Source organism: Brevibacillus jepli, assembly GCF_047229145.1.
Taxonomy (GTDB): domain Bacteria; phylum Bacillota; class Bacilli; order Brevibacillales; family Brevibacillaceae; genus Brevibacillus.
Genome location: NZ_JBFEFW010000014.1, coordinates 94,326 through 107,527 on the forward strand (window position 1 = coordinate 94,326; position 13,202 = coordinate 107,527).

The window sequence follows — 13,202 nt, forward strand, 5'->3', positions numbered from 1 at the left end:
CCTTTTTGAACTCTATGTGTCCAGCTTGCGCAGATGAGCGATGATTTCTTTCGCCAGCTTGTCGCCGATTCCTAATTGACGGAAGTCTTCGACGGTCGCTTCACGCATTTTTTTCAACGAGCCAAAATGAGAGAACAACAGCTTGCGTCGCTTCTCACCGATACCCGGGATCTCATCCAACTGTGAGGACAGCATCGTTTTCGTTCGGGATTGTCTGTGGAACGTAATAACAAAACGGTGGACTTCATCTTGGATGCGCTGCAACAAATAAAACTCGTAGCTGTCCCGTCTCAGATTCACTGGCTCCGGCGGATCACCGTACATGAGCTGAGCAGTGCGGTGCTTCTCGTCCTTCGCCAGACCACAGACAGGAATATAGAGGCCAAGCTCGTTTTCCAGGACGTCCATTGCGGCACTGATTTGGCCTTTCCCACCATCGATGACGATCAGGTCAGGCATCGTCTGATTTTCTTTGAGCAGGCGAGAGTAACGTCGGCGAACTACTTCGCGCATGGAGCCGTAATCGTCTGGTCCCTCGACGGTTTTGATCTTGAATTTGCGGTATTCCTTTTTGTCAGGGCGACCATCTGTAAACACAATCATTGCAGACACAGGCTCTGTTCCCTGGATGTTGGAGTTGTCAAACGCTTCAATTCGATGCGGAACCGGAATCCCCAAAATGTGCCCGAGGTTGTGTACCGCCTGGACGGTACGAGCATCGTCCTTGGACATAAGCGCGAACTTCTCCTGCAGGGCTATACGCGCGTTCTCGGCAGCCATTTGCACGAGTTCCCGCTTCTTGCCTCTTTTTGGCGCATGAACTTTGATGCCTAGCCATTCACTTAACAGCTCTGCGTCACTTTCTTCCGGGAGCAAAATTTCTTTAGGAAGCGCATTTTGCTTGTCGTAGTAAAACTGGCTCACATACGACATGAAGTCTTCGGTTTCGCTGCCATAGTACGGAAAAGAGGTCGTCTGCCGCTCGATCATCTTCCCTTTGCGCATGTAAAATACTTGAATGCACATCCAGCCTTTTTCCACAGCAAACCCGATAATGTCGCGGTCTACAGTATCTGCGAAGGTAATCTTCTGCTTTTCCATCACTGCTTCGATGCTCTTGATCTGATCCCGATATTCCTTTGCGCGTTCGAACTCCATGTTTTCTGCGGCTTGGAGCATTTTTTCTGTGAGCGTCTTCTTCATTTCCTCATGGCCGCCATCGAGGAACCGGCTAATTTCATCTACCAAACGCTGGTTTTCCTCTGCCGATACCTCGTATACACAGGGCGCTAAACATTGTCCCAAATGGTAGTAAAGACAAACCTGCTTGGGCATATTGCGGCATTTGCGCAAAGGATAAAGGCGATCCAGCAGCTTCTTCACCTCGGAGGCATCTCCGGCATTCGGATAAGGACCGAAATATTTGGCTTTATCTTTTAATACCTTACGGGTAATCTCCAGACGTGGCTGTGCCTCATTCGTAATTTTGATGTACGGATACGTCTTATCGTCGCGGAGCATGACATTGTAGCGCGGGTCGTGCTCCTTGATCAGGTTGCATTCCAGGATCAGTGCTTCGATGGGTGAAGATACCACAATATACTCAAAATCCACGATCTCACTGACCAACAGCTGCGTCTTCCCGTTATGACTGCCTGTAAAATAAGAGCGGACGCGGTTTTTCAGCACCTTGGCTTTTCCTACGTAAATGATTTCCCCGCTCGCATTTTTCATCAGGTAGCAGCCTGGCTTATCTGGCAAGACGGCCAGTTTATCTTTTAAGGAGCTGTTCATGGCTGCTCCCTCCTCTTTGCTCTATATCTGCCTTGCATCTATTTGTTCTTGTGGATTGGCTTTTCCAAAACATACAGTTCATCTTCTAAGGAACTCATCCGTTCGACCAGCAGCTTGCGGCTGTCTTGCACCCCTTGATTGTAGTAGAAGGGGCCGAGCTCCTTCGAAAAAAAGGCAATCAACTCTTCCGTCTCCAAATTGCCGAGTGTCTCCGACCGTTCTTCTTTAAAATAACGCTGTACTTGATGAACAAGATATTCCATTTGCTCTCTCGTCAATTTGGTTGGCATCGTATCCGGCTTCCTTCCCTTTTTCGCATCATAAGAGAATATACGTTCTATCCTTCATAGTACCATGGAATCCATACGAAAAAAACTGCCGCCTCATTCCATGGCGACAGTTTTTTATAGGCTGACCTAGTGCTTGCGACCGCCCAAATATGCTTCTTTTACACGCTCGTCGTTTAACAACGCTTCTCCTGTGCCATCCAATACGATTTGCCCTGCCTCGAGCACATACCCGTAATCAGCGATTTTGAGGGCCTGTTTGACATTTTGCTCTACGATGAGGACGGTTGTCCCTTCCGCATTGATTTCTTTGATCACCTTGAAAATGTCCGCCACCACGATGGGAGCCAAGCCCATCGAGGGCTCATCCAAGAGCAGCAGCTTCGGTCGAGACATCAATGCACGGGCAATGGCGAGCATTTGCTGCTGACCGCCAGACATCGTCCCGCCCAATTGAGCTAGCCGTTCCTTGAGAATGGGGAACCAGGTCATCATCTTTTCCATATCGTCCTTGATGCCTTGTGCATCATTGCGCTGGAATGCGCCCATCTCCAGGTTTTCCAGCACAGTCATCTTCCCGAGGATCGCACGCCCTTCTGGTACCAACGCCAGTCCGGCTTTTACGATCTGATGAGGTCTCGAGCCCTCCATTCGCTTCCCACAAAACGTAATCGTCCCTGCCTCAGGCTTTAGCTGACCTGCGATCGTACGCATGGTTGTAGTTTTGCCCGCTCCGTTCGCCCCGATCAGCGAGACGATTTTGCCCTCTGGCACTTCCAGCGTTATCCCACGAATCGCCTTGATTTGACCGTAGGAGGTCGTCAAGTTTTGGATATTCAGCATCTTATTCGTCCTCCTTGCCGAGGTAGGCTTCTATCACATCTGGATTGTTTTGTACCTCTGCCGGGGTGCCGTCGGCAATTTTGACCCCAAAGTTGATACATACGACCTTTTCACACAGATTCATGACCAATCCCATATCGTGTTCGACCAACAGGACAGTCGTCCCATCATCGCGAATTTTTTTGACCAGCTCCATGAGCGCTTTTGTCTCGGTCTCGATCATTCCGGCAGCAGGCTCGTCCAAAAGCAAGAGCTTTGGCTCTGTAGCCAGTGCCCGTGCGATCTCCAGACGCCGTTGTTGACCGTAAGCCAATGTATCCGAGCGGACGTCAGCAATGTCAGACAAGCCTACGAATTCGAGAAGCTCCTCCGCTTTTTTGGTAACCGCCTTTTCTTCCGCACGCTGTCCCGGTGTTTTCAAAAGGGAAGCCCAAAAGCCCGCGTTCATGCGCGAGTGGCAGCCTACCTTCACGTTGTCCAACGCACTCATGTGACCGAAGAGGCGAATATTTTGGAACGTCCTTGCAATTCCCATTTCGGTAATTTTGTTAGGCGCCATTCCATTTAGCTTTTGTCCGGCAAAAGAAAAGGTACCTGTCGTAGGTTCGAATATGCCTGTTGCCATATTGAAAATGGTCGTTTTCCCTGCACCATTCGGACCGATCAAGCCGACAATCTCGCCCTCCCCAACGGAAAAAGAAACGTCACGCAAGGCAGTAATGCCGCCAAAGCTTTTCCCAACGTTTGCTAGTTCCAGCAACATCCTACACTCCCCCTTTCGCTTCCTTGTCCGATGGCTTGCCCCGACGACGCTTGAACAGCTTCTGGAATGTATCGGCACCAATCAACCCATGCGGACGGAACGCCATCACACCGACCATGATCAAACCGTACATGAGCATTTTGTACTCGGCCAAACCACGCAGTACCTCCGGCAATGCCGTGAGAACCAAGGCACCAAACAGCGGCCCCCATACGACTTCGCTGCCGCCGATCACGGCATAAGACAGAATCTCTACGACTTTATGATAGTTAAAATCATCAGGAGTAATGGTCGTTGTAATGTGAGCGAATAATCCTCCACATACCCCTGCCAAAATCGATCCGATCACAAACGCCAGCATCTTATAATAGTTGACTTGCAATCCCATCGCTCGTGCCGCCGTTTCATCTGCTTTGATCGCTTCAAATGCACGGCCCAGACGCGAACGGTTCAGACGCAGCGTCAGGAAAAGAACGAAGGCAAACAGGAGCAGCATAAATAAGAAGGTCGATAATGACTTCATTTGCATGACCGAAATGCCTAAGGTCTGTGCTTTTAACCCCATTGCTTTTTCAAAATCGTACAAGTAATTGCCAATCGATTGAAGCCCTGTCAGTCCAAGAGCGCCATTTGTAATCTCCATATTGAGAAAAATAACGCGAATCACTTCACCAAAGCCCAGCGTAGCAATTGCCAGGTACAAGCCGTGGAGCTTCAAGGTCGGAGCGCCGATCAAGAGTGCAATCAGCCCCGCCGCCAGTCCTCCAATCATGATGGCGATAAACAGCGGCATGTCCGCTTGCTTTGTCAAAATACTCGCCGTAAAAGCACCAATGCTCATAAAGCCCGCATGTCCCAAGGAAAGCTGACCAGTCGAGAGCGTAATGTAAATACTGATCGCCAAAATACTGTTTAACAAGATAAAAGTCAGTACCTGTAAGTTATATGGATTGAGAATGTCCAATGTCTGCACCTCCCTTACGCTTTGCGTCCAAATAGTCCTTCCGGCTTCAAGAGCAAAATGAGAATGATTAATCCGAAAGCAACCGCGTCCCGATAGGACGAGTCTCCGTACGCGACGGTAAACACCTCGATAATCCCGAGCAATACACCGCACACCATGGCCCCAGGAATGCTGCCCACACCACCTAAAATCAAAACAGCCAATCCTTTAAATCCTAGGGTCATCCCCATCGTCGGAATCAACGCTGAATACGCCATTCCAATCAAAATGCCGGCTACTCCGCCAAGTGCCGAAGCGAGCATGACGGTAACGACAATGACCATATTGGTGTTAATCCCCAAAATATTTGCTGTATCTGTATTTTCAGCCGTCGCCCGAATGGCTTTTCCCATTTTTGTTTTTTGAATCCAGAAATGCAGGACGAACATGAGCAACACGGAAATCCCTAAAATAACGAGATCAACGCTGCGTATTTGAATGATACCCAGATCAAAAGTAGTGTCCCCAAAGGATTGCGGGAACGCACGGGAGTCGGCACCAAAAAACTTGTGCATCGCTTCCTCCATCAAAATGGCAAACCCGATCGTACTGATCAAGGATGCCAGATGGGGCACGTTCTTTTTACGAAGTGGGCGAAGCGCTGTATATTCCAGCACAAGACCCAAAATGGCCGATATCACGACCGCCACAATCAGCGCTACCCCTAAAGGCATATTCAGGCTGGTCATCAATACCAAGCCAACCAGTGATCCAAAAATAAAGATTTGTCCATGAGCCATATTAATGATTCCCAAGACTCCAAAAATGAGCGTATAGCCCAATGCGATTAATGAATAAGTGCTTCCAACTGTCAAACCGTTGACTAATTGCTGCCAAAACAAAAGGCCTCACCTCACTGTTAAGTGGTTAACATCCAACGACAAACGAGTTATTCTCGCTGGATCAGCAAGCGAAGAACATAATCTGGTACTTTCTGATCCAGCGAGATAACGGATAGAAAAAGAAGCCCGGGCGACCCCGGGCACGATCCTATTCAAACGGGACGAATTTGCCTTCTTTTGCTACAACGACAACCGCATCACCAATCGGATTGCGTTTCTCGTCAAAGGACAGTTTGCCGGATACACCTGTGAAGTCTTTCAGCTGAGCCAATTGTCCGCGCAGCTCTTCACGGTCTGCTTTTCCTGCGCCAAGCAATGACTGCGACATGATATAGAGCGAATCATAAGCTTGAGCTGCGAACTGGTCAGGCTTTTTGTTGTATTTGGCTTCGAATGCTTTTACGAAGGCTTGTACCTTCTCATCTTGCTTTTCAGGACTGAATGGGGTCGCAACGATCAAGCCTTCAGCAGCTGGACCTGCAATTTCAAAAACTTTCGGATTATTGAAACCATTACCACCAAGAATTGTCCCTGTAAAGCCCAACTCACGTGCTTTTTTCACAACCATGGAGCCTTCTTTGTACAAGGCGGACACTAGCAAAGCGTCGGGGTTGGTTTGCTTCAGCTTGGTCAATTGTGCCGCGAAATCCACATCGCCATTTGCGAAAGTCGCTTCACCAGTGATCTCCAAGCGCAGCTTTTCGGCGGTTGCTTTCATGACCTTGTAGCCATTCACGGAGAAGTCATCGTTAGAAGCATGGATAAGAGCAACTTTTTTCAGGCCATTTTTCTCCACTGCTGCTTTCATAGCTGTCGGGATCGCAATGGATTCAGGCAAAGAGTTGCGGAACACATATTCCCCGATATCATTGATTCCTTCTGACGTATTGGAGATACCGAAAATCGGCGTCTCTGCCTCGTTTGCTACAGGTCCCGCAGCAAACATTTCACCGGAAAGAGTCGGTCCGATAATCGCTACGACATTATCCTGATTAATCAGTTTATTTACCGCATTAATCGCGCCTTCTTTTTCTCCAGCGGAGTCTTCAAACTTCAGTTCAATCTTGAGCTTGCCTTTGTTCGCTTCGTTCAACTCACCCAAGGCCAGCTCCAATCCTGCTTTTTGCGCTTCTCCATAAGCTGCCCCAGATCCTGAGAGGAAACCAACCACACCGATTTTTGCTTGAATCTCTTGTCCGTCGGTGCTAGCTGCTTGGCCAGAGCTGCCCTCTCCTGCTGCAGGAGCACTTGTATTGCCTCCGCTCGAACATCCGACCATCAATACCGCCCCTAGCGAGATTGCCGCCAGCGAGCGCATCAAATGAAATCCCTTCATTAGAAAAGCCCCCTTCTATTTTCGAAATAAATTGAATATATGAAGTTTAATCAAAGTATTCAAAAAACGCAATTATTTTCGTTCAAGTAAACTTAATTTTTTGACAAACGATCGCTCAGAATTCCGCATGAAAACAAACAAAAAAGCGGCACATTGCTATGCCGCTTCACTCGTTGCTTTGCGATTACAGATGTTTGCCTACAGTTGCCATGAGTGCTTCTTTTGGTTGGAAGCCGATCACTTTGTCAACTGGTTGACCGTCTTTGAATACGATCAGGGTTGGGATGGACATTACGCCAAAACGACCAGCAGAATCTGGATTGTCATCCACGTTTACTTTGACGATTTTGAGCTGGGAGCCCACTTCACCGTCGATTTGCTCCAGTACAGGAGCGATCATTTTGCAAGGGCCGCACCATGGAGCCCAGAAGTCAACCAGGACTGTACCGCCTTGCTCTACTTCCTGGGAAAAGTTTTGATCAGTAGCATTTACAATTGCCATGAGAAGTTACCTCCTTGAATTTCAATTGCTAAATAAAGGTTCCTAACGGTTATCAGTATATCATTCAAACACCAAATTGACTACGCCGCTCCACACTTTGCCCTGCACTTCTCGCTTTAGTCTGTCCAGTCTGACCGCACCTTATTGACCGACTTGTTTGAGCCGGTTAATCTCCCGTTCGTGGTCACTAACTTTCCGATGCATCAGATCGAGGTCTGCATCGATGTGTTTGTTTTGGCGCTCCAATCTGTCTAATCGTCGCGTAGCGTCATCGCGAAATTCGTACATCTCATCCCGAAATGCGTACATCTCCTCACGAAAATCATACATCTCTTTTTTAAACTCACGTAGCTCCTGCTGCGTCTCTTTTACAAGCCGATTATTCTCCGCCACCATGTGAATCAGTTGTTGCAAAAGCTCCTCGCTCATCCCGATCACCTCGCCTTACCCCCTATTATACCAAGCAAGGAAAGCATAAAGTAAGCCTTGCGGACAAAAAAAGCGCCCCATAAGGAGCGCCTAGTCATCGCCTACATGTTATACCAATACTTTTTTAAACTCAGCCGTCAGCAATGGCAGCACTTCGAACAGGTCACCTACGATACCGTAATCAGCCACTTGGAAAATAGGTGCTTCTGGATCTTTGTTGATAGCCACGATGACCTTCGAGCTGGACATACCAGCCAAGTGCTGGATCGCTCCGGAAATTCCGCATGCGATATACAAGTCAGGTGTAACAACCTTACCTGTCTGTCCGATCTGCATGGAGTAATCGCAATAGTCTGCGTCGCAAGCGCCACGAGATGCACCAACAGCTGCACCCAGTACTTCCGCCAGATCGTACAGCGGCTGGAAGCCTTCTGCACTCTTTACACCGCGTCCACCGGAAATCACGACTTTCGCTTCGGAAAGGTCTACTTTGCCGCTTGTTTTTCTTACGACTTCTTTTACGATCGTGCGCAAATCCTTGATATCCAATTCAACTGGTACCACCACTGCCGTTTTCGAAGGGTCAGCAACACCAATGGCAATGTTGTTTGGACGAATCGTAATAAATGTTGTTCCATCAACGAATTTACGTGTTTGCGTCGCTTTCCCTGCATAGATCGGGCGCACGAAAACAGGGCCCGCTTCTACACTTGTTACGTCCGAAACCAGACCGTAACCGAGTCTCGCTGCTACGCGAGGTGCGATGTCACGACCAATCGCTGTGTGACCCAATACAACTGCATCAGGAGAAGCCAGCTCAATCAACTGCGTGAGTGCCTGCACATACGCATCTGGCGTGTACTGTGCCAACGCTGTATGATCAGCCGTATATACCGTGCTTGCACCGTGATGACCCAATGTAACCGCATGAGCGGATGCATCTGCCCCGAATACACCTGCTACAATTTCGCCGCCCTCAGCCAATGCTTGTGCTGCAGTCAATGCTTCCAGCGACACGTTGCGAAGTTGTCCGTCACGTACTTCTGCCAATACAAGTACCTTTTTCATGGATATCCTCTCCCTCTCGCTTAGATCACTTTCGCTTCATTGCGCAACAGTTGCACCAATTCCGACGTTTGAGCTGCCAATTCGCCAGAGAGAATGCGACCTGCCTGCTTTTTCGGAGGCAATGTCTGATCGACGATTTCTGTCTTCGCTTTTACCTCTTCCGCAGTGATACCCAAATCGTCTGCGCCGAGTCGATCCAATGGTTTTTTCTTCGCTTTCATGATACCAGGGAGAGAAGGATAGCGAGGCTCATTAAGGCCTTGCTGAGCCGTAATCAAAACAGGAAGGCTCGTCTCCACGACTTCCAGGTCACCTTCTACATCGCGCTCTACGCGTACATTCGTCCCGTCCACCTCTAGCTTCACAGCAGTCGATACATGGTTAATTCCCAGTTCTTCTGCGAGACGAGGACCGCCTTGCCCAGCTCCGGAGTCTACAGCCATTTGTCCACCGATGATGATATCAAAGCCAATCTTATTCGCTACTGCAGCCAAAACTTTCGCGGTCGTGAATTCGTCTCCGAACAGAGACTCGTCATCCACAAGAACAGCCTTGTCTGCACCCATCGCCAACGCCGTGCGCAGTGCACTTTCAGCCCGGTCAGGACCGACGCTGATCACGGTTACTTCGCCGCCATGCTCTTCCTTGAGCTTGATTGCCTCTTCTACAGCGTACTCATCGTAGGGATTAATGATGAATTCAACGCCATCTTCGGAAATTTGTCCGTTTTGGATGACGATTTTTTCTTCTGTGTCAAACGTCTGTTTCAACACAACCACGATATTCATCAGGATGCCTCCTCCTTAGTGGTACCTCATACTTGTGAAGCTATATGCTTAACTACCGATCTGCGAATTGCGGCTTGCGCTTTTCGAGAAAAGCAGTCACGCCTTCTTTTACGTCCTCCGTCGTGAATGCATCGCCAAAGAGCTTCGCTTCTTGCTCCAAGCCTTGTGACAACGTCAGCTCTGTTGTGTTGTGGATAGACGATAGAGCCAATTTCAGCGTAATCGCACTTTTTTGTGCGATCGTAGCGGCCAGCTTTTGCGCTTCTGCGAGCAGCTGCTCTACGGGATAAACCGCTTCCACAAGTCCGATGCGCAATGCTTCCTCGCCACCGATCATCTCAGATGTGAGGATCATTTGTGTCGCTTTGCCACGGCCTACCAGACGAGGTAAACGTTGCGTGCCACCGTAGCCCGGAATAAGTCCGAGATTCAGCTCAGGCAGTCCTAGCTTGGCTTCTGGTGCTGCAAAGCGAATATGGCATGCCAATGCAAGCTCTAGTCCTCCACCAAGGCAAGCGCCATTAATCGCTGCAATGATTGGCTTCGGGAACGTTTCCAAGCGATTAAACAACGCTTGCCCCTTCTTCGCCAGTATTTCAGCATTGTCGCGATTCAGTTGGGTAAATTCTTTGATGTCCGCTCCTGCAATGAAAAACCGACCTTCGCCAGTCAAAACGATCGCCTTAATCTCATCGTTATTTTCCCACTGGTCTAAAAGTTCACTCAATTGATCGAGCACTGCTTGACTAAGTGCGTTAGCAGGCGGGTTGCTAATCGTAACAGTAGCAACGCGATCAACGATTTCTACATTCCAATGCGACGCCATTCCTCTCCCCCCAGACTCTATCCATTTATGAAAACAGCTAACCTTTCATACCGAGCGATCGCTCAGTCTTACTGCTATCATTGTAACAAACGTTTTCATGCAAAAAAAGCTTTTCTTTTCATTCTTTTCCCTTCATACCAAGCAGGAAGAGGTTATGAATGGAATCAACATAAGAGACAAGGTCGTACTTGCACTGTTTCATCACCCAAGATGTCGTCACTTCGTCGAGCGTTCCAAAAATCATTTTGCGGGTAATCCGCACCTCAAGATCGGATCGGAATACGCCCTGTTCCATTCCCTCCACGATCACTTCGTCAATGAGGTTGAAATACTGCTTCATCACATTGCCGATTCCTTCACTGATGATCGGACTGGATTGGCGCAGCTCGATCTGCGTCACTTTTGCCAAGTCATGATCCTGAGATAGCTGGCTTAGGTGAGCGTGAATGAGCACATATAATTTTTGCTCAATGGTCGTCGCTTCCGAAATGCGTTTGCGGTTTGTCTCCACAAACTGGCCCATCTTTTCGTTAAACAGTGAAATCAAGATATCATCCTTGTTTTCAAAATAGAGGTATATGGTGCCGTCTGCTACCTTCGCCTCTTTCGCAATTTTCGATACCTGGGCGCTGTAATAGCCCTGTCTGGCGATTACTCGAACAGCAGCATCAATAATGGCTTGATACTTTTCCCCCGTTTTCTTTGCCATAACTACCTCCACATTTACTAACATTGATGACGAAATGAATGATCGCTCATTCATAATTAGTGTAATACAGGGCTACTTCTCTGTCAATCGCAAGAGGTCAGCAAAAAAGGCCGCTTTCCGCCTGGGATCGCAAGCCTCAAAACATCAGCTACTAGCTCGTTTTGATTTCTTCCTGAGCTTCCCTTTTCTTCTTGTCTTCTTCTTGCAATTGGCGACGCAAAACTTTTCCGACCATGGTTTTGGGCAAATCTGTGCGAAACTCGTATTGTCTCGGAATCTTATAGGCGGCAAGTCTCTGTCTGCAATGCGCTTCCAGCTCTTCTTCACTCGCGAGCTGTCCATTCTTGAATACGACGAATGCTTTGACGGTTTCACCCCGGTATGGATCAGGGACACCAATAACCGCAGCCTCCTGGATAGCGGGATGCTCAAACAACACCTCTTCTACTTCGCGCGGATAAATGTTGAAGCCGCCAGCAATAATCATGTCTTTTTTGCGATCTACGATGTAGAAATAGCCGTTTTCGTCCATATAGCCCATATCTCCCGTCAAAAACCAACCGTCCTTCATTACGGCCGCGGTATCCTCAGGGCGATTCCAATAGCCGAGCATGACTTGGGGTCCTTTTACAGCCAGCTCGCCGATCTCGCCTTGTGGCAGCTCTTCTCCTGTTGCTGTATCGATAATTCGGCAATCCGTATCGGGCCAGGGCATTCCGATGCTTCCGGTAATGCCTTTTTCCCAAATGGGATTGGAGTGCGTTACAGGAGAGGTCTCCGTCATCCCATAACCCTCGACCAGCTTGCCTCCCGTCAGCTCCTCGAATTTGAGCTTGACCTCGATCGGCAACGGAGCTGATCCGCTGACACAAGCATCGATGGATGAGAGATCATGCTTTTTCAAGTCAGGGTGATTGATCAGTCCGATGTACATGGTTGGCGCACCTGGGAATAATGTTGGCTTCCGCTTGTCGATCATTTCAAACATTTGTTTGACGTCGAATTTAGGAACGAGAATAATTTCTGCTGCAATACAAATGCCTTTGTTCATCACGGTAGTCATCCCGTACACATGAAAAAGAGGAAGCACGCACAAAATTCGTTCTTTTCCCTTTTTAAGCTTGTAAAGGACCGCTTGGCACTGGACGGCATTCGCAATGAGATTGGCATGGGTGAGCATCACGCCTTTCGCAACACCCGTTGTACCTCCCGTATACTGGAGCAACGCAATGTCTTGGGTGGGATCGATTGCTACAGCTACAGGCTTGGTAGCGCTTTCTTTCAGAACAGAAAGAAAAGGCTCAACATCTGCGCTGTATGTAACCTGCGGATTGTGCCCTTGTTTTTTCTGAACGAACGGATAAAGCCATTTTTTCAATAAGGGAAGGAAATCACCAATACTTGTGATAATGATTCGTTGAAGTGAGGTAGATGCACGGACTTGTGAAACACGTTTGTACAGCAAATCCAGCGTAATGATGGTCTCGGCGCCTGAATCGTTCATCTGGTGAATCAATTCTCGCTCGGTATAAAGCGGGTTCGTCATGACCACGATGGCACCTGCAAAAAGTGCACCGTAGTAGCTGATGACTGCTTGAGGAGTATTTGGCAGCATAATCGCCACACGGTCGCCTTTCTTCACACCGCGCTTGATCAATGCATTGGCAAATTGGTATGACAACTGCAAAAGCTCTCGATACGTAATGCTTTTTCCCATGAAATAGATCGCGTTACTGTCTGGATACATTTCTGCCGACTGCTCCAGAAAATGCGTCAAAGGAACACGGGGGTAATCCAATGACGGCGCAGTTTCAGGCGGGTAATTGGCAATCCAAGGCTTGGCATTTGACATGGTCATTCCCTCCATCCCTTAAATGGCCTTGCCTCTCCCTATGATCTACATTCATAATCTCTTCCTTACTACCTATTGTATTCCAAACATATTAAATTTTCCAACTAAATTCATTCGCGTTCCTTTTCGTACAAGACATTTTTCCTAAAAAGAAGGACAC

General features: G+C 48.4%; 14 protein-coding genes. All 14 read right to left on the reverse strand.

What is annotated here, in order from left to right:
- Positions 1 to 12: 12 nt before the first annotated feature.
- Entirely contained in the window at positions 13 to 1,794 is a 1,782-nt protein-coding gene (gene uvrC, locus AB1L17_RS16800; RefSeq protein WP_412845773.1) for an excinuclease ABC subunit UvrC, read from the reverse strand.
- A 38-nt stretch (positions 1,795 to 1,832) separates the two neighbouring features.
- On the reverse strand, positions 1,833 to 2,084 hold the full coding sequence (locus tag AB1L17_RS16805; protein ID WP_412845772.1) for a DUF2164 domain-containing protein: 252 nt from the start codon (positions 2,082 to 2,084) through the stop codon (positions 1,833 to 1,835).
- 126 nt (positions 2,085 to 2,210) lie between these two features.
- Positions 2,211 to 2,924, reverse strand: coding sequence for an ABC transporter ATP-binding protein (locus AB1L17_RS16810; RefSeq protein WP_412845771.1), 714 nt, complete (start codon positions 2,922 to 2,924; stop codon positions 2,211 to 2,213).
- A gap of 1 nt (position 2,925) precedes the next feature.
- Positions 2,926 to 3,687, reverse strand: a complete 762-nt coding sequence (locus AB1L17_RS16815; RefSeq protein WP_412845770.1) for an ABC transporter ATP-binding protein — start codon at positions 3,685 to 3,687, stop codon at positions 2,926 to 2,928.
- 1 nt (position 3,688) lies between these two features.
- Entirely contained in the window at positions 3,689 to 4,660 is a 972-nt protein-coding gene (locus tag AB1L17_RS16820) for a branched-chain amino acid ABC transporter permease (protein WP_412845769.1), read from the reverse strand.
- A 5-nt stretch (positions 4,661 to 4,665) separates the two neighbouring features.
- The gene (locus AB1L17_RS16825; protein WP_173608613.1) at positions 4,666 to 5,532 is read right to left on the reverse strand and encodes a branched-chain amino acid ABC transporter permease; all 867 of its coding nucleotides are present in this window, start codon (positions 5,530 to 5,532) and stop codon (positions 4,666 to 4,668) included.
- 148 nt (positions 5,533 to 5,680) lie between these two features.
- On the reverse strand, positions 5,681 to 6,868 hold the full coding sequence (locus tag AB1L17_RS16830; RefSeq protein ID WP_412845768.1) for an ABC transporter substrate-binding protein: 1,188 nt from the start codon (positions 6,866 to 6,868) through the stop codon (positions 5,681 to 5,683).
- 184 nt (positions 6,869 to 7,052) lie between these two features.
- A complete protein-coding gene (gene trxA, locus AB1L17_RS16835; RefSeq protein ID WP_007722428.1) occupies positions 7,053 to 7,370 on the reverse strand; it encodes a thioredoxin in 318 nt (105 codons plus the stop codon).
- Between the two features lie 141 nt (positions 7,371 to 7,511).
- Positions 7,512 to 7,799 (reverse strand): hypothetical protein, encoded by a 288-nt coding sequence (locus AB1L17_RS16840; RefSeq protein WP_412845854.1) that lies wholly within the window; start codon positions 7,797 to 7,799, stop codon positions 7,512 to 7,514.
- A 108-nt stretch (positions 7,800 to 7,907) separates the two neighbouring features.
- Positions 7,908 to 8,867 (reverse strand): electron transfer flavoprotein subunit alpha/FixB family protein, encoded by a 960-nt coding sequence (locus AB1L17_RS16845; protein WP_412845767.1) that lies wholly within the window; start codon positions 8,865 to 8,867, stop codon positions 7,908 to 7,910.
- A 20-nt stretch (positions 8,868 to 8,887) separates the two neighbouring features.
- Complete coding sequence (locus AB1L17_RS16850; protein WP_412845766.1) at positions 8,888 to 9,655, reverse strand: electron transfer flavoprotein subunit beta/FixA family protein; 768 nt, start codon at positions 9,653 to 9,655, stop codon at positions 8,888 to 8,890.
- Between the two features lie 52 nt (positions 9,656 to 9,707).
- Positions 9,708 to 10,481, reverse strand: coding sequence for an enoyl-CoA hydratase (locus AB1L17_RS16855; protein ID WP_412845765.1), 774 nt, complete (start codon positions 10,479 to 10,481; stop codon positions 9,708 to 9,710).
- Positions 10,482 to 10,599: 118 nt separating this feature from the next.
- Positions 10,600 to 11,190 (reverse strand): fatty acid metabolism transcriptional regulator FadR, encoded by a 591-nt coding sequence (fadR, locus tag AB1L17_RS16860; protein WP_412845764.1) that lies wholly within the window; start codon positions 11,188 to 11,190, stop codon positions 10,600 to 10,602.
- A 151-nt stretch (positions 11,191 to 11,341) separates the two neighbouring features.
- Positions 11,342 to 13,042 carry a long-chain-fatty-acid--CoA ligase gene (locus AB1L17_RS16865; RefSeq protein WP_412845763.1) on the reverse strand — a complete coding sequence of 567 codons (1,701 nt, stop codon included), beginning with the start codon at positions 13,040 to 13,042 and terminating at the stop codon, positions 11,342 to 11,344.
- Between the last annotated feature and the right edge of the window lie 160 nt (positions 13,043 to 13,202).